This is a genomic window from Gemmatimonadales bacterium (assembly GCA_041390145.1).
Lineage (GTDB): Bacteria > Gemmatimonadota > Gemmatimonadetes > Gemmatimonadales > GWC2-71-9 > SPDF01.
In genome coordinates, this window is record JAWKQM010000007.1 from 53,596 (window position 1) to 78,254 (window position 24,659).

A 24,659-nucleotide genomic window follows, 5' to 3' on the forward strand; every position below is an offset into this window, starting at 1 on the left:
CGATAACATGCTGACGATCCCAGCCGGACGACGGGCAGCCGTCGTCGCCGGCATGCGGACTCCCTTTGCGAAGAGTGGCACAGCGCTCAAGGACGTCGACGCGGTCACTCTGGCCCGCCATGCCACGCGAGAATTGCTCTACCGGACGGACCTGTCCGGGGCCGAAGTGGACGAAGTCATCTTCGGACAGGTCATCCCCTCGGTCCTCGCGCCGAATCTCGCGCGCGAAGTGAGCCTCCTCCCCCAGTTTCCCAAGACCATCCCCGCCTACACGCTCAACCGCGCCTGCGCGTCCGGGGCCCAGGCCATCGTCAACGCGGCCGACCAGATCATGCTCGGACGGGCCGACGTCGTCGTCGCCGGCGGCGCGGAATCGCTGTCGGACATCCCGATCCTGCACTCCCGGCGGTTCAGCGCGCTGCTGCTCCAGGCCAGCAAGGCGCGGAGCCTGACCCAGCGACTCGGCGTGCTGTCGAAGGTCCGGCCGCGGGATCTGGTGCCCGTCACCCCCGGCATCGCGGAACCCTCTACCGGCGAATCCATGGGGCAGTCCGCCGAGAAGATGGCGCAGGAAAACGGCATCCGTCGCGAGGATCAGGACCGGGTGGCGCTGCTCAGCCACCAGCGGGCAGCCGCGGGGACTGCCGATGGCCGACTTACCGCGGAAATCGCCCCCTGGTTTGGCGGTCGCGGCATGGACGAGGTCCTGGCCAGCGACAACGGCATTCGCGCCGACACCTCCCTCGAAGCGCTGGCCAAGCTCAAGCCGGTGTTCGATCGCCGCTACGGCTCGGTGACGGCCGGCAACGCCTCCCCGCTGACCGACGGTGGGGCGGCGGTGGTCATGATGGCCGAGGAAAAGGCCACCGCGCTCGGGTATCGTCCCCTCGCCACGGTGCGCAGTTACGCGGTGGCGGCGGTGGACCCGGGGTGGCAACTCCTCATGGGGCCGGCCATCGCGGTGCCGCGCGCCCTGGAGCGCGCCGGACTGACCTGGAACGATATCGGCCTGGTCGAGATTCACGAGGCCTTCGCCGCGCAGGTGCTCTCGAACATCCAGGCGTGGGGCTCCAAGGCATGGGCCGACCGTCTCGGGCTTCCCGGGCCGGTGGGCGAGGTCAACTGGGATGTCACCAACGTGCTCGGCGGCTCTATTGCCATCGGGCATCCCTTCGGCGCCACTGGCGCGCGCATCGTCACCACCCTGGCGAACGAGATGCACCGGCGAGACGTGCAGTTCGGGCTGGTCTCGATCTGCGCGCAGGGCGGAATGGGCTTCGCGATGGTCCTGGAGCGCGCATGAGCATCTTCACCGTGGTCGAGGAGCAGGGCGTCGCCGTCCTCACGATCGACCAGCCCGGTTCGCCGGTCAATATCCTGAATGCCGCCGCCAAGGCGGAGTTCGAGGCCCTGCTCGAGCAGCTGCGCAACGACCCGGCGGTGCGCGCGGTCGTGATCATCTCGGGCAAGCGCGACAACTTCATTGCCGGCGCCGACATCGAGGAGTTCGTGGCGCTCCCCGACCAGGCGGCCGCGGAGGCGCTCTCCCGGGACGGACAGGCCATCATGGACCGTGTGGCCGCCTTTCCGAAGCCGATCGTGGCCGCCGTGCACGGGAGTTGTCTCGGCGGAGGACTCGAGCTGGCGCTCGCCTGCCAGTACCGGATCGCCACCAACCACCCGAAAACCCAGCTCGGATTGCCCGAGGTGCAGCTCGGCATCCTGCCGGGTGCCGGCGGGTGCCAGCGGCTGCCGCGCCTGATCGGCGTCCGGGCCGCCCTCGATATCATACTGGCGGGCAAGTCGGAGCGGGCCGCCAAGGCATTCAAGCTCGGCATGGTGGACGAGCTGGTGCCACCGCCCCTCCTTCGCAGCGTGGCGCTCGCCGCTGCGCGGCGGCTCAGTGAATCCGGCCTGTCCCGTCGCCCGCGGCGCGGCGGCATGGCTGGCCTCCTGCTCGACGCAAACCCGCTGGGCCGGGCGCTGGTGTACCGGATGGCGAAGAAATCAGTGCTCGCCAAGACGGGTGGTCACTATCCGGCGCCCCTCTCGGCGCTCGCAGCGGTGCGGACCGGCCTGGAGCGCGGGATGCGCGCGGGGCTCGAAGATGAGCACCGCCGGTTCGGGGAACTCGCCGTCAGTCCCGTTTCCCGGAAGCTGGTGCAGATCTTCTTTGCCACCACCGCCCTCAAGAAGGACGACGGCGTGGCCCCCGGCACGGCGACCCCTCGCCCCGTCCGCCGCCTCGGCGTGGTCGGCGCGGGCTTCATGGGCTCGGGCATTGCCGGCACGGCCGTCGCGCAGGCAGGGGTCGAGGTCCGGATGAAGGACGCCGACCTTCCGCGGGTGGGGAAGGGGCTCAAGGCGGCGACCGGCATTCTCGACGGACGGCTCAAGCGCCGCCGGATCACGCGCCAGGAGTACGCCCGGTCGGTGGCGCTCCTCTCCGGCACGGCGGATTTCTCCGGCTTCCCGCGCATTGACCTGGTCATCGAGGCGGTCTTCGAGGAACTCACGGTAAAGCGCACGGTGGTGGCCGAGATCGAGGGCACCGTCGGCGACCAGGCGATCATCGCCACCAACACCTCCACCATTCCCATCACCGAAATCGCCACCGGCGCCCACCACCCGGAACGGGTGCTCGGCATGCACTTCTTCAGCCCGGTGGATCGCATGCCCCTGCTGGAGGTGATTCCCGGCGCGGCGACGGCACCCGATGCCATTGCCACCGCCGTGCAGTTCGGGCGGCGCATGGGAAAGACGGTCATCGTCGTGGCCGACCGCCCCGGCTTCTGGGTCAACCGGATCCTCTCCCCCTACCTGAACGAGGCGGGGCACCTCCTCATGGAGGGCACACCGATCGAAGCCCTCGACCGGACGATGACCAAGTTCGGGTTCCCCGTCGGGCCGATCGCGCTGCTCGACGAGGTCGGTCTTGATGTCGCGGCCAAGGGCGGCGGCGTCATGCACCAGGCGTTCGGCGAGCGGCTGACGCCGGCTGATGCCATCGGGAAAATGCTGGCCGACAACCGGCTCGGCCGGAAGAACGGCCGGGGGTTCTACCGTTATGAGGGCGGCAAGAAGGCCGGGGTGGACCATCCGGTGTACCGGCTGCTCTCCATTACGCCGTCGGACCGGGTCAGCCCCCAGACCATTGAACAGCGACTCGTGTATGCAATGCTCAACGAGGCCGCGATGGCGGCCAGCGAGGGCGTTGTGCGCTCGCCGCGCGACGGCGATATCGGCGCCATCTTCGGCATCGGGTTCCCGCCCTTCCGCGGTGGCCCGCTCCGGATGATCGACGACCTGGGTGCGGCGCAGGTCGTCTCGACCCTGCGCGCGCTGGCGGCGGAGTTCGGGCCGCGCTTCACCCCGGCCGGCTCGCTGGTGGCGATGGCGGAGCAGGGTGGCCGGTTCTATGACGACGGTGGGTCACGGTAATTCTCTCGTATAGGAGCAGTACAATGCGCAGATTGTCCCTGTTGGTCTTGTTGGCGGCGTTCGCGGGCGCGGCGACGCCTGTGTGGGGCCAGAGCTTTCCCTCGAACGACCCGATCATCAAGCGGATCTGGGCCATGGGCATGGACAGTTCGCATGTCGGCACGCTCGCCCAGGTGCTCGATGACTCCATCGGGCCGCGCCTCACCGGGTCGCCCGGCATGAAGGCGGGCAACGACTGGCTGGTCAAGACGTACGCCGGCTGGGGCATCAGCGCCGAGAATGTCCAGTACGGCACCTGGAAGGGGTGGCAGCGTGGGGTCAGTCACCTGGATCTCATTGCCCCCCGCGTCCGCTCGCTCGAAGGGATGATCCTGGCCTGGAGCCCGGGCACCAAGGGCAAGCCGGTCGACGGCCCCGTCGTGATCCTGCCGGATGCCGCCGATTCGGCCGCCTTCGCCGCTGCCATCACGTCGGTCAAGGGCGCCTATGTCCTGATCAGCGCGCCGGAGCTCACCTGCCGCCCGGATTCGAGCTACCGCGAATCAGCACTGCCAGAGGAGTGGGACCGGCTGGTGAAGGAGCGCGACGAGTACCGGGCGGCCTGGTCGGCACGGCTGAAGCGCACCGGGCTCAACAACAAGAGCCTCCAGCTCGCCCTGCAGGGCGCCGGGGCCAAGGGCGTACTGACCAGCAACTGGTCGCGCGGGTGGGGCAGCTTCCGGATTTTCGACGGCAAGACGACCACCGTGCCCGCCGCCGTGTTGAGCTGCGAGGATTACGGGCTGGTCTACCGCCTCGCGGAGAACAAGCAGGGGCCGATCCTGCGGGTCACGGCGGAATCGAAGGACCTCGGCGAGGTGCCGGTCTTCAATACGATCGCCACGATCCCGGGCACCGATCGCGCCGATGAATACGTGGTCCTCTCGGCCCACTTCGACAGCTGGGACGGCTCGTCCGGCGCCACGGACAACGGCACCGGGACGGTCGTGATGATGGAGGCGATGCGGATCCTGAAGGCGGTCCTCCCGCGTCCCAGCCGGACCATCATCGTCGGGCACTGGAGCGGCGAGGAGCAGGGCCTCAACGGGTCGCGCGCCTACATGGCCGACCACCCGAAGGTCGTCGAGGGGCTGCAGGCGCTGTTCAACCAGGACAACGGCACTGGGCGGGTGGCCTACGTCAGCGGCGCCGGCCTGATGGACGCCGGCGGCTTCCTGGCCAACTGGTTCTCCAACGTGCCGTCGGAAATTACCGGCAACTTCAAGTCGTTCAGCGTGCCCGGCACCCCCGCCGGCGGCGGGTCCGACAACGCCTCCGTCGCCTGCTACGGCGCCCCGGGGTTCGGGCTCGGATCCCTGCCGTGGGAGTACTTCGCGTACACCTGGCACACCAACCGCGACACCTACGACAAGCTGGTCCTGAGCGAAGTGCGCAACAACGCAACGCTCACCGCCATGCTGGCCTACCAGGCGGCCCAGGATCCGAACCAGATCCCCCGTGATCGCCGGGTCATGCCGATGAATTCGCGGACCGGCGAGCAGATGACCTGGCCGGAGTGCCAGCCCGCGGCGCGCTCCTTCTCGGAGTACACGCGATAGCCGCAGGGAAGGCACGCAACAACAAGGCGCGGCACCTCGGTGAGGTGTCGCGCCGTTGTCTTGCGGGCCGAGGCGCCGTTACCGCGTCAGCGTCGGGATCAGCTCGGCGTTGGTCTTGGCCCCGCGGAAGAGCGAGAGGACGTCCTGCATCGCGTTGATGCCGGTCATCCCGGCGGTGCGCTGCCGCAGGGCGTGCGAGGCCGCGAGTGCCTCCGGCGAGAAGAGCAATTCCTCCCGGCGGGTGGAGCTGGCCGGAATGTCGATGGCCGGATAGATCCGGCGCTCGGCCAGCTCGCGGCTCAGGACGAGTTCACTGTTGCCTGTCCCCTTGAACTCCTCGAAAATCACCTGGTCCATCTTCGAGCCGGTGTCCACCAGCGCGGTGGCGATGATGGTGAGCGACCCGCCTCCCCGCGAGGGGTCGACATACCGGGCGCTGCCGAGGAAGCGCTTCGGCTTCTCCATCGCATTGGCGTCGAGGCCGCCCGACAGCGTCCGGCCGGTGCCCCGCTCCAGCGTGTTGTAGGCCCGGGCGAGTCGTGTGATCGAATCGAGGATGATGACCGAGTCCCGGCCGAGCTCCACCTGGCGACGGGCTCGTTCCAGCGTAAGCTCGGCCACCTCGGCATGGCGTTCGGGCGGCTGGTCGAAACTCGACGCCACCACTTCGCCCGCCCCGGCCATCTCCATCTCCGTGACTTCTTCCGGCCGTTCGTCCACCAGCAGGATGAACAGTTGCGCGTCGGGATGGTTGCGGGCGACACCCTCCGCCACCGCCTGCAGCACCGTGGTCTTGCCCGCCTTGGCGGGGGCGACGATCAGGGCGCGCTGTCCCTTGCCGAACGGGCAGAGGAGGTCGATGAGCCGGGTGATTTCGTGGGAGGTCCGCCTGGTGCCGGGTGGCACCTCGAGCGTCAGCATTTCCTTCGGGTGCGTGGCCGGGAGCTTCGAGAAGTCGGCGCGCCGGGCGATCTCCGCCGGGGCGAGGCCGTTGATGGCGGTGACCTTCTGGAGGCTCGGCCCCCGTCCCTTGCCGCCGCGGCCCCCTTCGCCGGCGATTTCATCGCCGGTGCGGAGGCCGTATTGCTTGACTAGGTGGGGAGGGACGAACAGGTCGCCGTCCGAGGGGGCGTAGCCCGATTCACGACGACGTACGAAAGCGGTCCCGCGGTCCGTCAGCTGCAGGATGCCAAGAAGGGGTTCGCTCACTGCGCCCCGGCGTCCCAAGAGTCCCACGTCAAATGACAGCGTGCCACGAAGTACTCCGGCGGATGGCCTGTGCGCTCCAGCAGGTCGTGGAGCATTTCATGGCGAACGACCATTTCGTTCCCCACGTAGTCGCCGGCGATGGTGATGCGTGAGACGTTGCCCACCCGTTCCCAGAGGCCCACCTTCTCGCCGATGCTGGTCTCGAAACTAGCGACATCGGGCACGACATACCACTCGATGCCGTCGAGATGCCCGCGGAGCTCGGCACACGCCTCGGTGCGCGCGTACCAGGTGGCGTATTCGGCGGGAGGGGTCAGCAGGACCGCGCCATCAGGCGGCGCGCTCGGTTCGAGGCCCGTGCACGACGCCGCAACGAGCCAGGTGGCCAGGACGGGGACAAAGCGATGTGAAACGGATGCTGGGCGCATGGTGTCTCCACAACGCCCGATAAGCTCAAGGCCATGGATGGTGCCTCCCGGAGGGGTGGCGGTCCTGGCCCCGCTTCTCTGCCTGCCTTCGGCACCGAGCTATCTCCGGCTGACTTCGGCCTGAGACCTCTAGTTTTGCGGCCCCGGATCGCTCCGGGTGTGCTCTTATCGGGCGGGTCGTTGATGGACTGCTGGGAGGGGTAGAACGCAAGTCCGGGGCCGATTGTGCCAAACCGCACGTAAGTTGAATCAGCGGCCCCGCTTAGCCTCGGTCGATGGTCCGGAACTTGTTGTCCTGACATAGTTTAGCTAACTTCGTGGCGGTGCCTGGACCTCCGTTCCGGGCCGTTGTGGACCCCCGTCAAGGAACCCCTGCTGATGATGCGCACCTTCCTACTGTGGCTGTCGGAGCAACAGGGTGTGTTCAACTTCCTGCGGCGGAACAGCCTCGCCCGGAAGTTCGCCAGCCGCTTCGTGGCGGGGGAAACGAGGGAGACCGCCACGGCGGCCGCACTGGAGTTGAAGCACCTCGGCATCAGCACCACGCTGGACCTCCTCGGCGAGAGCGTCAACCAGGCGGCTGATGCGGTCGCAGCCCGAGACGAGTACCTGCGCATGCTCGACGGGCTGGCCGCCGCCGGCGCCGACATCAACGTCTCGGTCAAACTCACCCAGATGGGGTTCGACATCGACGAGGCGGTCTGTCTCGACAACATGCGGCGCATCCTGGCCAAGGCGCGCGACCTCGGCGGTTTCGTCCGCCTCGACATGGAAAGCTCGGAGTACACCCAGCGGACTCTCGACTTCTTCGAGCACCACCTGCTGGCCGATTTCGGGAAGCACACCGGCGTCGTCATCCAGTCCTGTCTCCGCCGTTCCGCGGCGGACGTGAAACGGCTCATCGAAATCGGCGCGCGTGTGCGGCTCTGCAAGGGCGCCTACCTCGAGTCGCCCGACGTCGCCTTTCCCGACAAGAAGGACGTGGACCGGCAGTTCATCGCGTTGATGGAGGACTTGCTCAAGCACGGCAATTACCCCGGCATCGCCACGCACGACAGCCAGATGCTCGAGCATGCCAAGGCGTTCGTGACCCGCGAGGGCATTCCCGCCGAACGGTTCGAGTTCCAGATGCTCTACGGTGTCCGGCGGGACTTGCAGGAGCGGCTCCGGAAAGATGGCTTCAACATGCGGGTGTACATCCCCTTCGGCACCAAGTGGTATCCCTACCTCATGCGGCGGCTGGCCGAACGTCCGGCCAATATCGTGTTCATCTTCGGCAACGTGGTGCGCGAGACGCTTGCCTTGAAGAGCTGATGGAGGCCACCCTCGGCGGATACATGGCCCAGCACGGACGGGCGGCGGCCTTCGGCGGGAGCGACGGCCACGCCTATTCGGTGGGGCTGTACGTCGATGACGATCCCGACGAACGGGGGCGGTTTGGCGCGGCGCTGCTCTTCGTGCGGTGGGACGCCGCCGGCGCCGCGCCGGTGGGCCACGTGGAAACAGACTTCCTCGCCTGGGGGCGGAACGCCGCCGAGGCCGAGGAGCGCCTCAAGGCGCTCTCGCTCTACGATGTGAAGGCCGCGCTGGACGAGGCCATCGCCAACCAGCCGGGGGAGTGGTGACGGGGCTGGCCGGCACCGTGCTGGAGCGGGATGGGGCGGCGTACCGGGTGATGACGGCGGACGGGGAAGTCCGCGCCGTGCTGAGCGGCAAGACCAAGCGTGACACCCCGCGGGTCGTGGTCGGCGACCGGGTGACCCTGACCCCCGATCCCGTCGGCGGTCTCTATTCGATCAACGACGTCGCCGAGCGGAAGACCCTGCTCGAACGGCGGGTCCCGCTCGGTCGCGGCACCCGGCCCATCGCGGCCAATATCGACACCGTCTTCGTCGTCACCTCCAACTGCGACCCTGCCCCTCTCCCCCAACTGATCGACCGGCTGCTGGTGGTGGCGGAAGCCAACGAGATCCCCGCTGCCGTGGTGATCAACAAGGTGGATCTCGACGCCGGCACCTGGCTCGAGGAGCGTTGCCGCAGGGCGGGGTATCCGGTCTTCCGGACCAGCGCCAAGACCGGGGAAGGGCTGGAGGCGCTGCGGGCCGCGATGGGGGGGCGGGAATCGGTGGTGACCGGCCCTTCAGGCGCCGGGAAGTCGAGCCTGCTGAACGCGCTCCACCCCGGCCTCACGCTGCGGACCGGTGCACTGAGCGAGAAGCAGCGGCGCGGGCGCAATACGACCGTGTCGGCGCTCATGGTGCCGTTCGAGGGGGGCTACCTGGTGGACACGCCGGGCTTCAACGAAGTCGGGTTGTGGGGCATCGATCCGCGGGAGCTTGCCAGCTGCTTTCCGGAGTTCCGTCCCCTCATCGGCGAGTGCCGCTTCCAGGACTGCCGGCACGTGAGCGAGCCGGGGTGCCGGATCCGGGCGGCGGTGGCGGACGGCGCAATCGCGCCCGACCGCCTGGAGAGCTACCAAATGCTGCTGGAGGAAACGGAGTCGGAGCCGGAGGAGTGGGAGTAAGGGGGCGCCATGGTGCGCCCCTACTCCCGTGGAACCTGCTTCCGCGTCCAGCGATCGGCATCCCGGCCTTCCACCTTGGCCATCATGCGGTCGAAGGACGCCTGCAGGTCGATGCCCTCGCGGTTGGCCATGCAGATGAGCACGAAGAGTATGTCGGCCATTTCCATCCCCACATCCCCGTCGGGCTCATCCGCCTTCTTGGTCTTCTGCCCGAAACGGTGATTGATCTCCCGGGCCAGTTCCCCCACCTCTTCCGCCAGGCGCGTCATGTTGGTGAGGGGATCGAAGTAGCCCTCCTCGAACTGGCTGATCCAGGTATCCACGCGCTGCTGGGCGTCGGAAAGGCTCATCGGGGGAGTCCGGTTGGGGTGGAAACGGGGCAGGGGCGTGCCCCCTCGCCAAGCGCTCCGGAGTATAGCATCTTCTTCCATTGCCCCGCAGGCGCCACTCCCCCGATTCCGGCAAGCAGATGCGCTCACGTGAACGAATTCTCGGCAACCTCGACACACTCTACCGCGAAACCTACGAACGCGCCCGCGCGGCCGGCGACCAGCACCGGGTCGACGAGCTGGATGCGGCGTACGTCCGGGACCAATTGATGCTCGAGATCCTGCTAGACATTCGCGATCTCTTTTCGGTGGCCCCCGCCGCACCCTCGCAGGGCGGGTCCGCGCTCGAGAAGCTCGAGGCGCTCCGCCGGCTCACCTCGCTCCGCTAGGATTGATTCCACGATGCTTTCTATGCCACTGCTCCGGGGCCGATCGGCCGCGCTCGCGTCGCTCCTGACCGCCGTCACGGTGTCCTGCTCCGCTCCGCCTCCGCCGGCCACGGTGGTGACCTTCGGCCGGGTCTGGACCGGGAATCCCGATCAGCCGTGGGCGGGCGGCGTCGCGATGCGGGGCGATACGATCGTGGGCGTCGGCGACAGCGCCGACGTGGCGAAGTTCGTGGGGGAGCAGACGGTGGTGACCGGTGCGCCCGGAGGCATGGTCGTGCCCGGCTTCATGGATGGCCACACCCACTTCCTCGACGGCGGCATCCAGCTGGTGAGCGTCGACCTGCGGACCGCCGATTCGCCGGAGGAGTTCACCGCCCGGATCGCGGCCTTCGCCGCGGAGCGGAAACCTGGAGAGTGGATCATCGGCGGGGACTGGGACCACGAGCGGTGGCCGGACACACCGCTGCCGACGCGGGAGTGGATCGACTCGGTGACGCCGAACAACCCGGTGTTCGTGAATCGGCTCGACGGGCACATGGGGGTGGCCAACAGCGCGGCGCTGCGCGCGGCCGGCATCACCAAGGCCACGAAGGACATCCCAGGCGGCGAAATTGTGCGAGACCCGCGCACCGGGGAGCCGACCGGCATCCTGAAGGACAACGCGATGGGGCCGGTTTATCGCGTCATGCCGCCGCCGAGTGAGGCGCAGCTCGACGCCGCGCTGGCCCGGGCCCTGTCGTTCGCCGCCAGCAAGGGCGTCACCGCCACGAACTACATGAGCGCGCCCCCGGCCTGGCTGGGCGCCTTCCAGCGCGCCCGCGCGGCCGGGACGCTGACGGTCCGCACCAAGATGTTCTTTCCCATCCAGGCCTGGCGGTGGGTGGCCGATACGGTGGCCCGGATCGGCCCCGGCGACGACTGGCTCCGGATCGATGGCGTGAAGGGGTACATGGACGGCTCGCTCGGCTCGACCACGGCGCTGCTCTTCCGGCCCTATCTCGACGCGCCCAACACCCGGGGCCTGGAGACGACCCCCCTCGATTCCATCCGTCGGTGGGTGCAATCGGCCGACTCGGTGCACCTCCAGGTGGCGGTGCACGCCATCGGCGACCGGGCCAACGCGCTCCTGCTCGACACCTTCGACTCGGTGATGGTCGCCAACGGGCCGCGGGACCGCCGCTTCCGGATCGAGCACGCACAGCACCTGCGTCCGGAGGATATCGTCCGCATCGCGAAGATGAACGTCATCCCGTCGATGCAACCCTACCACATCATCGACGACGGACGGTGGGCCGCCAAGCGGATCGACACGCTGCTGCTCCAGACGACCTACGCCTTCCGCACCCTCATCGACGACGGGGCCCACCTCGAGTTCGGGTCCGACTGGACGGTGGCGCCCCTCGACCCCCTGCTCGGCGTCTACGCCGCCGTGACACGCCGTACCCTCGACGACAAGAACCCCGGCGGCTGGTTCCCGGCCCAGAAGATCACGGTGGAGGAGGCCCTCAGGGCGTACACGAGTGAGAACGCCTACGGCGTCTTCGCCGAGGGACGGCGGGGCGTCCTGAAGCCGGGGGCGCGCGCCGATCTGGTCCTGCTCGACCGGGACATTACGGCCATCGATCCGGTGGATATTCCGAATACACAGGTGCTGGTGACGGTCGCTGGCGGGCAGGTGGTGTACCGGGCGCCCTGAGGGGACACCCTGCCCCGCCCAGCTTTCTCCCCTTCCATGGGGGAGGTATCTTCCGTCAGCCGGTCGTTCCCGGTCACTTTCCGTCTCCACCGAGGGTGATACCCTGATGGCCACACGCACCTCGGCGCCTGCCAAGAGCGCACCGTCGTCCCGCCTCGACAAGGCGGAACTCCTCGAGATGTGCCGCCTGATTCTGCTGTCCCGGCGGATCGACGATCGCGAAATCCAGCTCAAGCGCCAGAACAAGATCTTCTTCCAGATTTCGGGCGCCGGACACGAGGCGGTCCTGGTGGCCGCCTCCCAGGTGTTCCGGCCCGCCTACGACTGGTTCTACACCTACTACCGGGACCGGGCCCTCTGCCTCGGCCTCGGCATGACCGCCACCGAGCAGCTCCTCTCCGCCGTCGGTGCCGCCGACGACCCGAACTCCGGCGGCCGACAGATGCCCTCCCACTGGGGGCACAAGGAGTTGAACATCGTCTCCGCCTCCAGCCCGACTGGCACCCAGTTCCTGCAGGCCGTCGGCTGTGCGGAGGCGTGGCTGCGGTCCACCCAGACGCCGGGCATCGACACGCCGGAAACGCCCTACCACGGCGACGAAGTCGTCTTCTGCTCGACCGGCGACGGCACCACCAGCCAGGGCGAGTTCTGGGAGTCGATGAACACCGCCTGCAACCTCAAGCTGCCGGTGGTCTATCTCGTCGAGGACAACGGGTACGCCATCTCCACCCCGGTGGAAGTCAACACCGCCGGCGGCTCCGTCTCCAAGCTGCTGGCCGGTTTCCCGGGGCTCTACATCCAGGAAGTGGACGGTTGCGACATCCTGGCCTCCTACGACGCACTCACCCGGGCGGTCGAGTACAGCCGGCAGCGGAAGGGCCCGGCGCTGGTGCATGCGCACGTCATCCGGCCCTACAGCCACTCGCTCTCGGATGACGAGGTCAACTACCGGACCGCGGCCGAGCGGGAAAAGGATGCCGAGCGGGATCCGGTCACGACCTTCCCGCGGTGGCTGGTGGCGCAGGGGATCGCTTCCGAGGCGGAAATCGAGAAGATCCGCACCGGGGTGGCCGAGGAGGTCGACGTCGCCACCGACACGGCGCTTGCCTCGCCGCAGCCGGGCACCGACACCATCTACGACTTCGTGTACTCACCGGATGTGGACCCGACCTCGGAACAGTTCGACACCGAGGATGATCCCCAGTTCACCGGTGAGCCGACCACGATGGTCGATTTGATTAACGGCTGCCTCAAGGACGAGATGACGCGGGACCCCCGCATCGTCGTCTTCGGCCAGGACGTGGCCGACGTGAGCCGCGAGGTCTACCTCGGCGACGTCAAGGGCAAGGGCGGGGTGTTCAAGGTGACGTGGGGGCTGCAGAAGATGTTTGGCAGCGACCGGGTCTACAATTCGCCGCTGGCGGAAGCGAACATCGTGGGCCGCGCCATCGGGATGGCCACCCGCGGCATGAAGCCGGTGGTCGAGATCCAGTTCTTCGACTACATCTGGACCGCCTACATGCAGCTCCGCGACGAGCTGGCGCTGATGCGGTGGCGGTCGAACAATCACTTCAGCGCCCCGGTGGTTGTTCGCGTCACCTACGGCGGCTACCTCAAGGGCGGGTCGATCTATCACTCCCAGACCGGCGCGGCCATCTTCACCGGCGTGCCGGGCCTCCGGGTGGTGTGCCCGTCGACGGCGCTCGACGCCAACGGCCTCCTGCGCACCGCCATCCGGAGCGAGGATCCGGTGCTCTTCCTCGAGCACAAACACCTCTATCGCCAGACCTACAACAAGGCGCCCAATCCCGGCCCCAACTTCATGATCCCCTTCGGCAAGGCGAAGGTGGTCCGCGAGGGGTCGGATGTCACCGTGGTCACGTACGGTGCGGTGGTGCAGCGGGCGGTAGTGGCGGCCAAGGCGCTGGAGGAGTCGGAGGGGGTGAGTGTGGAGGTGATCGACCTGCGCACGCTGAACCCCGTGGACTGGGAGACGATCTACGCCTCGGTCCGCAAGACCAACCGTGTCATCGTGGCCTACGAGGACTCGCTGTCGTGGGGCTATGGCTCCGAAATCGCCGCGCGCATCGCCGACGAGGCGTTCGCCTGGCTCGATGCGCCGGTACGCCGGGTGGCGGCCACCGACACCTTCGTCGCGTACGCGCCCGAACTCGAGGACGTGATTCTTCCCCAGGTGGAATCGCTGCGCCAGGCGATGGCGTCCATCGCCGCCTTCTAGAGAGCTAAGGGAACAGTATGACTATGACATGTGGACAGTGGGGTCGCTTGACAGTCTTTGCCGTGCTGGCGCTGGCCGTGCCGCGGCTCGCCTCGGCCCAGGACACTTCCGAATACAAGAACCACCTCTATGACAAGCTGCAGGTGGGCGTGTCCTTCACCACGGTCCTGAACAACTCGGACGTCCGGGTGGACGGCACGTCCGGAAACATCGGGACCAACATCAACTTCAGGGATCTCCTCGGCCTCTCGGGAAGCACCGTGCAGCCCGCCATCGTCGTCGGCTGGAAACCCGGCCGCAAGACGGAGCTGGATCTTGGCTACCAGTTTCTGAACCAGAGCGGCAGCCGGGCGTTTTCCGATTCGCTGGTCATCGGCGACAACCAGCTCTTCGGGGACATCGACCTGAACACGGAGCTCGGCGCGGACAACGCGACGCTGCAGTTCAAGTATTCCCTCTTGGCCAAGGAGCGCCACAACATCGGCCTCGCCATCGGGCTGGGGGCCATCTTCTTCAGCGCGAAATTCACCGGCTCCGTCGCCGGCAGCTGCGTCGGCGTCGCCTGCGACAGCACGGCCGCGGGGGAGTATGATGTGAACATCGATGAGAAGCTCACCGGCCCGACCGCCTCGATCGGCGCGTTCGGCAACTGGAGGCTGGGCGACCGCTGGTACGTGGGGGGAGACGCCCGCGGGCTGGGCGCCCGGGTCGACCGCTTCGATGTGTCCATCTTCGAGGCGGATGCGAACGTCCGGTACTACCTCTCCAACCGCTGGGGGATGGGGCTCGGCTGGTACTACACCAACGTGACCGTCAACGTGGGCGCCAAGTCGGACAATGCGGCCGCGAAAGACCTGGTCGGCAAGCTGGCGTACGCGTACACCAGCCTGCGCCTCGGCGTCATCGCCGCCTTCTAGGGCTCGATCGCTTCCTTCACTTCGCTCGCCGCGGCGATGGCACCGTCCACGTCGCGGCTGAGCGCCCGGGCCTGCTGGGTGGCGTTGGTCAGGTCGCCCAGCACTGCCCCCACGCCCGCCGACTTCAGCCGCAGCAGGTCGAATCGGACGTTCTGCATCGCCAGGATGCACGACTCCAGGTTGGCCGACACCTGGTCCCGCCGGCTCCGCAGTTCCGTCAGCTGATTCTTCTGCCGCTCCAGCAGCGCGATGCGACGGGCCCGCTCCTCGTCGTCGGGCTCCCGCATGATGGCCGCGATCCGGTCCTCGACCCGGCTGAATCCGCCGGTCTCGAGGTTGGTGTCCATGGCGTGGAGCGTCTTCCCGAGATCCGTGGCCCGGGCGAAGAGGGCGTCGGCCGTCTGGATCACTTCCGGCAGCATCTTCTTGTCTGACGCCGGCAGCCGCTCCATGAGGCCCAGGATCGCGACCCGGTCGCGATACAGCTGCTGGATCTGCGGGAGCGCCAGCCCGTAGTCTCCCGCGGTGGGGGAGGGGAGGAGGCGCGGCAGCTTCCCGCCGCTGGAGGTCAGCTTGGTTTCGGCCGAATCATGCGCCGCCGGGCGACTCAACACATCCCGCCAGCTGTATCCAGACTGCCAGAGGGTGGCATAGCTGCGGAGCAGCGGAATGCCCATGCCGCCGATGACGAACAGGCACCAGGGATTGCCGATGCCGGTGGCCAGATTGATCAGGAAACACCCGCCGCCCACGGCGGCCCAGCGGGCAAAGATTGCACGCGTCTTCTGCACAATCTCTGGCTCGCCGGTGTCGACCGGCGGGCGGATCTTGTCGTCCTTCTCCGCGTCCCACCGGGACTTCCGGTCGGGGCGCAGCGATCGACCGTCCCGGCGCGCCAGTCCCCGCTCGCTCCGCCGCGCCGGAAGCGAACCGGCAAGCGGCCGCAGGGGGCGTTCCGCCGTGGCACCTCGGCTCGGAGCGGTTCGACGTGTCGACTGTCCCGCCTTCCAGCTGGTCCCGGTCGGCCGATACCCTGTGACCGTTCGCGTCTCCAGGGCCCGCCGCAGAGCGTCCGCCGTGGGCCACCGGTTTTCCGGGTCCTTCTCGAGGCACCGGCTGATGGCCAGGGCAAGATCTTCTGGAATGTCGGGCCGCTTCAGGGTCACCATCGGTGCCGGCTCCGTGATCTGCTTCATCAGGATGCCCGCCACGGTCGGTGCCTGGAACGGCAGTTCGCCGGTCACCATCTGGTAGGCCACGATCCCGAGGCTGTACACGTCGGAGCGCCCGTCGATTTCCCGTTCCCCGGCCGCCTGCTCGGGGCTCATGTAGGCGGGCGTGCCGATGGCCACCCCGGCGCCGGTGAGCGTCGCCCCGGAGCCCGCGGCGGACAGGGCCTTGGCGATGCCGAAGTCGGTCACCATGACCCGGCCGCGCGTTCCCTCGAGCAGGATGTTGTCGGGCTTGATGTCGCGATGCACCACCGAGAAGGCATGGGCGGCGCTGAGGGCATCCGCCGTTTCCTTCATGATGCGCCGAACCTCCTCCGCGGGGAGCTGACCGCGCCGCTTGATCCGGGCGCCGAGCGACTCGCCGTCGACCAGGCCCATGACGAAATAGACCAGGCCGCCGCCTTCGTCGACGCCGTGAATCGGGACGATGTGCGGATGGGAGAGTCGGGCGGCGGTCTGCGCCTCGCGCATGAATCGCTGCCGGATTTCATCCTGAAATGCGAGCTCGGGTGGCAGGACCTTGATGGCGACGCGGCGCTGCAGCCGCTCGTCGCGAGCGCGATAAACGACACCCATGCCACCCCGTCCGATCTCGCCCTCGATCGTATAGGCGTCTCCCAGTGCCTGACCCAGGCGGGAGGCGAGAGGTGTTTCCTCAGGTGCTTTCATCGCAGCTCAAGTCCTCGCGAAGGGAGAGGGGTCCCTCAGTTCATCGGGAACACAACAATCTGTCGCCCTTCCATCGATAGGGCAACAATTGCGACGGTTCAGCCTCCACCCGGTCAGCGGCGCCGGAGGCCTGTCGCTTTGGCAGGGCACGAGGGCGGCCAGCCCTCCTTTGTTCCGTATTGCACCCGCGAGGCCCATACGGAGGAAGGTTCGAAAGAGATTCCGCCGCTTTCGGATGGCACAGGGGGTGCATTCTCGGTACTATCTGAGAGTTCTGACTGCCATTTTCGCCCTCCGAGCTGGAGGGATGTGAGGAATACCGATGACCGAACGCCTGACCATTCCAGTCCTGCCCCTGCGAGACGTGGTTCTCTTTCCGGGTGTCACCGCGCCCATCGGGGCCGGTCGCCCGGGGACGCTGCGCGCCATCGAAGCCGCCCTGGCGACACCCGAGAAGCTGGTCTTTGCCGTGTCCCAGCGCGAGAACGTCGAGCAGGTGAGCCCGGAAAATCTCTACACCATCGGCACGATCGCGAAGATCGGCCAGCTGCAGCGCGGCCTGGCCGGGATGCAGCTGCTCCTGCACGGCGAACGACGCGGCATCGCCATGCACGTGGTCGAGAAGGACGGCTACCTCCAGGCGGTTGTGCGGGACGCCGAGGAACTTGCCCCGCTCGATCCGGAAGATCCGGCGTTCCTGGCGCTGCATCGCGAGGCGCGCAGCCGTGCCGCCGAATTGGGCCAGAAGTCCGGCCTGCCGGAGGAGGTCATTCAGCAGGTGCTCGCCGGCGTCCACGACGCGGCGCGGTTCTCCGACCTCGTGTCCGGCTACGTCGATATCACCCCCGTTCAGCGCCAGACCCTGCTGGAGACGCTCTCGGTCGAGGATCGTCTCCGCCGCCTGCTCGTCCACATCCAGCGCCAGATCGGCCTGGTCGACGCGCAGGAGGACATCAAGTCGCAGGTGCAGGAAGAGCTCGGCGAGCGCCAGCGGGAGATGTTCCTTCGCGAGCAGCTGAAGACCATCCGCCGCGAACTTGGCGAGGACGACGAGTCCGACGACCTCGAGGAGCTGCGCACCAAGCTTGCCGCCCTGGAGCTGCCCGACGCCGCCCGGCGCGAGGTCGACCGCGAGCTCGGCCGGCTCGGCCGCATTGCCCGGGAGTCGATGGAGTCCCAGGTCATCCGGACCTACCTCGAGACGATTCTGGAGCTGCCCTGGTCGGCTCGCAGCGACGAGCACCTCGACCTCGCCGAGGCCCAGCGCATCCTCGACGAAGACCACTACGCCCTCGGCGATGTGAAGGACCGGGTACTGGAATTCCTCGCTGTCCGGCAGTTGCGCGGCAGTGAGACCCGCGTACGCGAGGAGGCGGGGCAGGGGGGCAGCGGGGCGGGCGCGGACGGCCCCGCCGCCCCGCTGACAACGGCCCCGCCTCGCGGCGACGCCGCGAAAGGCCCCATCCTCCTCTTCGTCGGGCCGCCGGGCGTCGGCAAGACCTCCGTGGCCAAGTCGATCGCCCGTGCCATGGGTCGCGAGTACATCCGCATCTCCCTCGGCGGCGCGCGGGACGAGGCCGACATCCGCGGCCACCGGCGCACCTACGTCGGGGCCATGACGGGGCGCATTCTCAACGGCATGCGGCAAGCCGGCACCCGGAACCCGGTCTTCCTCCTCGACGAAGTCGACAAGCTGAGCGTCTCGTTCCAGGGCGATCCGGCGGCCGCGCTCCTCGAGGTCCTCGATCCCGCGCAGAACGACTCGTTCGTCGATCACTATCTCGGCGTGCCGTTCGACCTGAGCGAGGTGCTCTTCATCGCCACGGCCAACTTCCCGCAGAACATCCCGGCGCCGCTGCTCGACCGGATGGAGACGGTGGAGTTCAGCGGGTACACCGAGCGGGAAAAGGTCGTCATCGCGCGCAACTTCCTGATCCCGCGCCAGCTGAAGGAGAACGGGCTCTCGAGCGAGCAGATCGAGCTCACCGACGGCGCCCTGCAGGAAGTCATCTCGAGCTACACCCGCGAGGCGGGCGTCCGGCAGCTGGAGCGTGAACTCGGGAAACTCTCCCGGAAGGTGGCGCGCCGGATTGCCGCGAAGGAAGTCGAGCGGATCACGGTGGATCAGAAGGTGGTCGACGACCTGCTCGGCCGTCCCCGGGTGTTCCCCGAGCACGCCGCCCGGGAGGACCAGGTCGGCGTCGCCACAGGGATGTACTACTCGTCCACCGGCGGCGACATCATGTTCGTCGAGGCCTCCACCATGCGCGGCAAGGGGGAACTGACCCTGACCGGGCAACTCGGCGATGTCATGAAGGAGTCGGCGCGTGCCGCGTGGACCTACGCCCGCTCACACGCCGCCGGCCTGCACATCAAGGAGGACATGTTCGACCGGGACCTCCATATCCACGTCCCCGCCGGCGCCATTCCCAAGGACGGGCCGTCCGCCGGCGTCACCATGGCCACCGCGCTTGTGTCGGCGATGTCCGGCCGGCCGGTGCGCAACGACATCGCGATGACGGGCGAGATCACCCTGCGCGGCCACGTGCTGCCGATTGGCGGTGTGAAGGAGAAGGTCCTGGGGGCGGTTCGGGCGGGCATCACGAAAATCGTCCTGCCCCGCAAGAACGAACCGGATCTTGAGGATCTGCCGGAGGAAGTGCGGAAGTTGCTCGAGGTGTATCCGGTCGACAGCCTCGGGGAGGTCCTGGCGCTGACGCTGCGTGGGGCGTCGCTGCGCGAAGGACGCCTGCTCTTCGGCGACGAGAACCCGCGCGATGTCGCCCCGCTGGTGGAGCGGTTCGCGCACTAGCCCGCTACGGCGCGCTCCCGCCGTTGAAGGCGTCCGCAATCTCCTGGATCCCTGCCTGGACTTCCGCCAGCCGGGCGGGGGTCCAGTGGGGTTCGCTCCGGAGCAGACGCTCGAGTTCCCGCGCCGTGGTGCTCACCTGGGGAAATCCGTAGGCCCCGCCCGATCCGGCCAGGCGGTGGAAGAGCACCGTCAGGTCGGTTTCCGCCCCATCCTCCCCCGCCGCGAGTGCGGCCAGTCCCCGCTGCAGCTCGGCGATGCGCGCCGGGCTTTCCGCGTGGTACTCCCGCCGCAATTGCCTGAGTGCTTCCGCCACCGGATCGCTCACGGTGCCGTCCCGAATCGCTCGAACGCAAGCACCGCGGCCGCGACAAATGCAGGCGCCGTGCTCCAGTGGCCAAGCACCTCGGCACCGACCCGCGCCGCCATCACCGCGCTCTTGTCGTCCACCACCGCCACGAGCGGCTGCCCAGGCCACTTGTGCCCCGGATGGGCGGCGGTGACCGTTGCGAAGGGCAGCTCCACCGGCTCGAGGGAGCGGAGGTCGAGCGCCACCCCCGAGGCTGCCGCCTTCCGGAGCGCCGGCGTCAGGATCGGGTAGGCGTCCGCCGGGGCGAGCAGCCGCACTGAATCAGTGGCGCGACCGACGTCGTGGGCAATCAGCTGCAACGACCCGCGCGCCGACTCGATCTCGACAAGGGTGGGTGAGTCCGGGACGGTGATCTCCTCGAGGTGCTCCCGGAGGGCGTCGAGTGCCTGTCCATGCTCACTTGCGATTCGGGCGACGAGCGCCGTGGGGGCCTCAGGGCGGTACCGTTTCGGCCGCGTGCCATCCACCCGGGCCGCCCCCTTGCTCACCAGGCCCTCGAGCGCGCTGTAGGCGTTGGCCCGCGCCAGGCTCGCCGCCCGGGCAATTCCGTATCCTGTTCCCGGGCCTGTTGTTAGGAGGACCTGGTAGACGAGGCTCTCCGTTGGCGTGAAGCCGAACGGCGTCAGATTGAGGGTGCGCATAGGGGGTAGTATGGGATGAAACTACGCCAGCGACAAGGGGTAGGGGCGCGGTGTGCCGCGCCCCTACCCCTTGAGCTCAATTCTCGCGCTACCTTCGGCCTCCCCGCCTCCCCGCCTCCCTGTAGTTACACCATCTCCAATTCCCATCCGAGCTGCTTGGCGATCAGCGCCAGCCGGAAGGTGAGGTCCACCTGTCGAGACTCCGCCGTCTTGGTCTCCGTGGCGAGCGGGAACATGTGGTACGCGATCCGGTTGGTGCCCTTCGGGAGGCTCCGGAGTCCCTTGGGATGCCAGACGCCGGTGTCATCGCAGTCTTTCAGGAGCCGGCCGAGGACCTTGGTGGCGACCGGCGCGGTGTGAAGGGCACCAATCCGCGCGAGGAGTTCGATGTAGTGCAGCGCAAGCGGGACGTCCTTCGCAACGCCCTTGCCGTCGGCCTCGATCGGGTCGCCCAGGAGGAGATGTTGGGGCTTGAAGGTCTTCTTCCCGACATGGAGCCAGTAGGACTTCTTGGGTGCTGGCTGGGCCAGGTAAGTCCCCAGGCGTTCGGTGAACCCGGCCCGCTCCCGCTGCAGCGACGGCATCGCCGCCACCATCGCCACAGAGTACCAGCTCGGCGGGTACGCCTCCGGGTGCAGGATCGTCTTGCTCCCTGCCTTGACGAAGGGCTTCTCGGAGAGCGGGCTGCGGAGGAACTGCGAAACCGCGCTCGCCACCTTGTGGGCGGATCCGCGGAGCCGCGGATCTTCGATGTGCCCCGCCTCGGCCAGCGCGGCACAGGATGCCTCGCGGATGACCCACCGGGCCCACGACTCGGCGTGGGCGTCGCCGGCGGCCATCTTCTTGAACTCGAAGAGCAGGGCAGGGTCGTCGTCCCGCGAGAGCAGCCGGAAGAGAAGCCGGTCTGCCAGCTTGAACGGGCGCCCCGTGAGCGGAAATCCCATCTGGAGCAGCCGGCGATACTGCGGGATGGTGCCGACATCCTTGATGCCGGTCGTCTTCGAGGGGGCCAGCCCGAGCAGGTTGCCGGCCCAGACACCGTTGTCCTTCTGCTTCTTGACGACGGCCACGACCGGCTTGGAGACGAGCACTGCTTCCCGGGCCGCTTCGAGGGCGGCGGGGTCGACGGTGCCGGCGGGCGCCAGCTCCTCGAGTGCACGAAGCCGGATGATTTCGCCGCCATGCTCCAGCAGCCATGTGAGCGGGACGCGGTGCTGCGTTGGGAGTTCCAGAGGGGCTCCTGGTCGGAGAAATTCCTGGGAGGAACGCCCGCGAAACTACACCGAATGCCCTACGAGGTCTAGTGGGTGGGAGGTGAGTGCTCGCCTGATTCCGGCGCTACGAGTTAGCGCAACGCAAGTAATAAGAAAGACTTACAACAAAGAATCCGGCGTCCATGTGAGGCCGCCGGATTCTTGATATTACTGTCGTAATGTCGTGATAGTGATGCGATGCTGTACTATCACTACTTCGTATTCGTAGGTTGGACGCGTGCTTCGCCGGCCGCGCGAAATTCGGAATCCACATCCCACACCGGTTGTGCCGAGGCGTCGGCGGCATAGACCGCCGTGCGGAGGCCGACCCGGGTTTCCACCACGGCGCCATCCAGGGAATACCAGGGGCCCCATTCATCCTGGGGTCGATGATAGCGCTGCGTGTTGTACTCCTCCTTGACCCGCTGCGCGTAGTCCTTCGGCTTGCCCACGAAATCGCTCCCCGGCTCGAAGGAGAGGGCTGGGATGCCCGCCCTCGCAAAGGGGAAGTTGTCGGATCGGAAGAAGGAGCCCCGGAACATCCCGGCAGAATCCTCGGTGACCCGCAAGCCCTCCAGGCGCGCGGCGGCTTGCATCGCGCCAAGAAGCGACGATTGATCGGAGCCGGTGGCGGCAATGTCCCGCGCGCGGCCGTAGAGGTTGGCGCCGTCGAAATTGAGCATCGCCGCCACGTTGCGGAGGGGCATGAAGGGACGGTCGATCATCGCCTGGGAGCCGAGGAGCCCCGACTCCTCGCCGCCGAACGCCGCGAACACGATCGAACGCTTGCCCGCGAAGTCCGTTCGGTTCATCGCCTCCGCGATGGCGAGCATCTCGCCGACGCCAGCCGCGTTGTCTCGCGCGCCGTTGTAGATCGAGTCGCCGTCGACCGGCTTGCCGATGCCAAGGTGGTCATAGTGCGCGCCGAGCACCACGACCTCGGCGGCCAGCGGTCCGCCGGTCCCTGGCAGGCGGCCGAGCACGTTGTAGGTGGCGGTGCGGGTCATCGGCGCCCGCACGGAGGCCACCACACGGGTCGGCAGCTCATAGCCGACGAACCCCTTCTTTCCCGCCCGGGTCATCTCGTCGGACAGCACCTTCCCCGCCGCCTTGAAGGCGTCGGCCATCGGTTCCTGCTGGACCCATCCGGCCACCAGGAGCGACGTCGGCGCGGTCTCCAGACGGACCTGGGGTCCGCTGAAGCTCCCCTCCACGACTGCCCATGGATAGGTCGCACTTTCGGTGGTGTGGATCAGGAGCACACCGGCGGCGCCCTGGCGCGCCGCTTCCTCGTACTTGTAGGTCCAGCGCGCGTAGTAGGTCAGCACCTTCCCCTTGAATGTCGTTGAGTCGTGGAGGCCGGGGTCGTTGACCATGACCGCCACGACCTTCCCCTTCACGTCGACCCCGGCGTAGTCGTCCCACCCGTACTCCGGCGCCACGATGCCGTGCCCGACGAACACCAGCGGGGCGTCGATGGTCACCAGGGAATCCCACCGCATCGGCTCGAGGACAAAGTCGGTCGCGTACGTCAGCGCGGTGTTGCCGAGGGCGAGTGTCGGCTCCGGCGTGAAGGAGACGACCGGCACCTTGAAGAAATAGGTGCTGTCGTCGCCGGCCGGCTCAAGGCCGAGCCGGATGTACTGCGCGGCGATATAGCGCGCGGCCAGGTCGCCGCCACGCGTGCCGGCGCCGCGTCCTTCGAGGGCGTCGCTGGCGAGGAAGTCGATGTGGGCGCGGATGACGTCGGCCGACACCGCTCGCGCGGCCTTGTCCACCGCCGTTTGCGCTTGCGCGGCACCCGCGGGGAGGAGAAAGAGGGACGCAAGGAGCACGGTCAGTCGTCGCATGGAGTCCACGTGGGTTGGAGATGGGAAAGGCCGGTCCGTGATCAGGAGGACTCGCTGAGCGCGGTTACGGCTGGTCGCATTCCAGCAGGTAGAGGGTTCCGCGGCTGGTTGAACTCGACTCGCTGGTCAGCAGCAGCCGGTGTTGATCCAGCCAGGTGATCCCCTCGCCCTGTGGCTCGACGAGGCCGAAGAAGCACTCCCGCCCCTCGTCGGGGGTGAGGTGTCCTCCCGGCCCGACCCGGAAGAAGAAGACGGCGGAGTAGGTGCGTACCGCCACGCGCTGGCCGTCCGGGGAGAGCGCCGCATCGCTGACCCAGTGCCCGATGCTGATGTCGGGCGTGATGGGGAGCGAGTCCACAAACTCGGGCACGGCGGCGCCGCCGGCGGCCCAGGCGCTTGCGGGAAGCCGGAAGAGGAGAATGCCCTTGGACCGCCCCTTCGACACGAAATAGATGTCCCCCGAGGCGTCGGCATAGATGGCCTCGATGTCGTGCGGCCCGTCGGGGTACGTGAGGCTGAGTGTATCGGCCGGCGCGGTCACGCCCAATTCCCCCGGATGCAGGCTCGCGACCTGCGGTTCGGGCACCCGGTACAGCATGACGCTCGGCCGGGTCTCCGGGTTGTCGCCGATGTCCCCCACGACCAGGCAGGTGCCGGCCGGGCAGGGGGAGATGGTCAGTGTCTCCCAATCGAAGTTCTTCGCTCCGGCGACCCGAAAGGTGCCGAGTGCGCCTCCCGCGGTATCGAAGGCAAAGAGCCAGGGCGCATTGCCGGAATCGTTCAGGGTCCAGATGACCCCGGGCTGGGTCCGGCTTGCGGCGGCGGCGGATGCCTCGGACAGGGTCGTGTCCGCAAAGGTGCCCAGCTGCACGAGGCGGGTGGGCGGGGCCGGTGTCCAGGGCGACTGTGCAGCGGCCGGCGTCGCCACGAGGGCGGCGAGGATCAGTTGGGTCAGGGGGGGGAGGGGACGCATGGCTGTATTCTACTCCGCCATCCTCCCTTCGCAAACAATCCTTGCTCCGGCCCACCCGCTCGGGCATTTTGAATGCAACCAGGAGAATGCCC

Annotated in this window: 20 protein-coding genes and 1 riboswitch; of the genes, 11 read left to right on the top strand and 9 right to left on the bottom strand. The window is 67.9% G+C overall.

Translation table 11 applies throughout. The features are described from left to right. Positions 1–7 precede the first annotated feature (7 nt). Genes R2910_07635 through R2910_07645 form a run of 3 tightly spaced genes read left to right on the top strand, consistent with a single transcriptional unit; the run spans position 8 to position 5,039 of the window. A complete protein-coding gene (locus tag R2910_07635; protein MEZ4412835.1) occupies positions 8–1,303 on the top strand; it encodes an acetyl-CoA C-acyltransferase in 1,296 nt (431 codons plus the stop codon). Further along, positions 1,300–3,441 (top strand): fatty acid oxidation complex subunit alpha FadJ, encoded by a 2,142-nt coding sequence (gene fadJ / locus R2910_07640; GenBank protein ID MEZ4412836.1) that lies wholly within the window; start codon positions 1,300–1,302, stop codon positions 3,439–3,441. The genes R2910_07635 and fadJ overlap by 4 nt, the downstream gene beginning before the upstream one ends. Positions 3,442–3,464: 23 nt before the next feature. Then, positions 3,465–5,039, top strand: coding sequence for a M20/M25/M40 family metallo-hydrolase (locus R2910_07645; protein ID MEZ4412837.1), 1,575 nt, complete (start codon positions 3,465–3,467; stop codon positions 5,037–5,039). A 78-nt stretch (positions 5,040–5,117) separates the two neighbouring features. On the opposite strand, the gene rho is transcribed toward R2910_07645, so the two are convergent. Both rho and R2910_07655 read right to left on the bottom strand, forming a co-directional pair. After that, positions 5,118–6,248 carry a transcription termination factor Rho gene (gene rho, locus R2910_07650; protein MEZ4412838.1) on the bottom strand — a complete coding sequence of 377 codons (1,131 nt, stop codon included), beginning with the start codon at positions 6,246–6,248 and terminating at the stop codon, positions 5,118–5,120. Continuing rightward, the gene (locus tag R2910_07655; GenBank protein MEZ4412839.1) at positions 6,245–6,676 is read right to left on the bottom strand and encodes a hypothetical protein; all 432 of its coding nucleotides are present in this window, start codon (positions 6,674–6,676) and stop codon (positions 6,245–6,247) included. The genes rho and R2910_07655 overlap by 4 nt, the downstream gene beginning before the upstream one ends. An 87-nt stretch (positions 6,677–6,763) precedes the next feature. Further along, positions 6,764–6,850: riboswitch (cyclic di-GMP riboswitch) on the bottom strand. Positions 6,851–7,054: 204 nt separating this feature from the next. On the opposite strand from R2910_07655, the gene R2910_07660 reads away from it, so the two are divergent. The 3 genes from R2910_07660 to rsgA are packed head-to-tail and all read left to right on the top strand — an operon-like array spanning position 7,055 to position 9,200. Beyond that, positions 7,055–7,990 carry a proline dehydrogenase family protein gene (locus tag R2910_07660; GenBank protein MEZ4412840.1) on the top strand — a complete coding sequence of 312 codons (936 nt, stop codon included), beginning with the start codon at positions 7,055–7,057 and terminating at the stop codon, positions 7,988–7,990. After that, the gene (locus tag R2910_07665) at positions 7,990–8,301 is read left to right on the top strand and encodes a hypothetical protein (GenBank protein ID MEZ4412841.1); all 312 of its coding nucleotides are present in this window, start codon (positions 7,990–7,992) and stop codon (positions 8,299–8,301) included. The genes R2910_07660 and R2910_07665 overlap by 1 nt, the downstream gene beginning before the upstream one ends. Then, positions 8,298–9,200, top strand: coding sequence for a ribosome small subunit-dependent GTPase A (rsgA, locus tag R2910_07670; protein ID MEZ4412842.1), 903 nt, complete (start codon positions 8,298–8,300; stop codon positions 9,198–9,200). Before R2910_07665 ends, rsgA begins: the two co-directional genes overlap by 4 nt. Positions 9,201–9,220: 20 nt before the next feature. Here rsgA and R2910_07675 read toward each other — a convergent pair whose 3' ends face one another. Further along, positions 9,221–9,550 (bottom strand): nucleotide pyrophosphohydrolase, encoded by a 330-nt coding sequence (locus tag R2910_07675; protein MEZ4412843.1) that lies wholly within the window; start codon positions 9,548–9,550, stop codon positions 9,221–9,223. 119 nt (positions 9,551–9,669) lie between these two features. Between R2910_07675 and R2910_07680 the strand changes: the two genes are divergently transcribed. The 4 genes from R2910_07680 (at position 9,670) to R2910_07695 (ending at position 14,770) form a co-directional block, all read left to right on the top strand. Next, complete coding sequence (locus R2910_07680; protein ID MEZ4412844.1) at positions 9,670–9,918, top strand: hypothetical protein; 249 nt, start codon at positions 9,670–9,672, stop codon at positions 9,916–9,918. A gap of 13 nt (positions 9,919–9,931) precedes the next feature. Then, a complete protein-coding gene (locus R2910_07685; GenBank protein ID MEZ4412845.1) occupies positions 9,932–11,614 on the top strand; it encodes an amidohydrolase in 1,683 nt (560 codons plus the stop codon). Positions 11,615–11,720: 106 nt separating this feature from the next. Beyond that, positions 11,721–13,853: a dehydrogenase E1 component subunit alpha/beta gene (locus tag R2910_07690; protein ID MEZ4412846.1), complete on the top strand. Its 2,133-nt coding sequence runs from the start codon at positions 11,721–11,723 to the stop codon at positions 13,851–13,853. Positions 13,854–13,900: 47 nt separating this feature from the next. After that, complete coding sequence (locus R2910_07695) at positions 13,901–14,770, top strand: hypothetical protein (GenBank protein ID MEZ4412847.1); 870 nt, start codon at positions 13,901–13,903, stop codon at positions 14,768–14,770. Here R2910_07695 and R2910_07700 read toward each other — a convergent pair. Continuing rightward, complete coding sequence (locus R2910_07700) at positions 14,767–16,671, bottom strand: protein kinase (protein MEZ4412848.1); 1,905 nt, start codon at positions 16,669–16,671, stop codon at positions 14,767–14,769. The genes R2910_07695 and R2910_07700 overlap by 4 nt on opposite strands. A gap of 322 nt (positions 16,672–16,993) precedes the next feature. Here R2910_07700 and lon point away from each other — a divergent pair, with 322 nt between their 5' ends. Beyond that, positions 16,994–19,483 (top strand): endopeptidase La, encoded by a 2,490-nt coding sequence (gene lon / locus R2910_07705; GenBank protein ID MEZ4412849.1) that lies wholly within the window; start codon positions 16,994–16,996, stop codon positions 19,481–19,483. Positions 19,484–19,487: 4 nt separating this feature from the next. Here lon and R2910_07710 read toward each other — a convergent pair whose 3' ends face one another. The 5 genes from R2910_07710 to R2910_07730 all read right to left on the bottom strand — a co-directional run bounded on the left by R2910_07710 (position 19,488) and on the right by R2910_07730 (position 24,567). After that, complete coding sequence (locus R2910_07710; protein MEZ4412850.1) at positions 19,488–19,808, bottom strand: Hpt domain-containing protein; 321 nt, start codon at positions 19,806–19,808, stop codon at positions 19,488–19,490. Beyond that, positions 19,805–20,491 (bottom strand): helix-turn-helix domain-containing protein, encoded by a 687-nt coding sequence (locus R2910_07715; protein MEZ4412851.1) that lies wholly within the window; start codon positions 20,489–20,491, stop codon positions 19,805–19,807. The genes R2910_07710 and R2910_07715 overlap by 4 nt, the downstream gene beginning before the upstream one ends. Before the next feature lie 125 nt (positions 20,492–20,616). Beyond that, the gene (locus R2910_07720; protein ID MEZ4412852.1) at positions 20,617–21,582 is read right to left on the bottom strand and encodes a hypothetical protein; all 966 of its coding nucleotides are present in this window, start codon (positions 21,580–21,582) and stop codon (positions 20,617–20,619) included. 374 nt (positions 21,583–21,956) lie between these two features. Continuing rightward, positions 21,957–23,594: a M20/M25/M40 family metallo-hydrolase gene (locus R2910_07725; protein MEZ4412853.1), complete on the bottom strand. Its 1,638-nt coding sequence runs from the start codon at positions 23,592–23,594 to the stop codon at positions 21,957–21,959. A 64-nt stretch (positions 23,595–23,658) separates the two neighbouring features. Next, complete coding sequence (locus R2910_07730; protein MEZ4412854.1) at positions 23,659–24,567, bottom strand: hypothetical protein; 909 nt, start codon at positions 24,565–24,567, stop codon at positions 23,659–23,661. Positions 24,568–24,659: the final 92 nt, after the last annotated feature.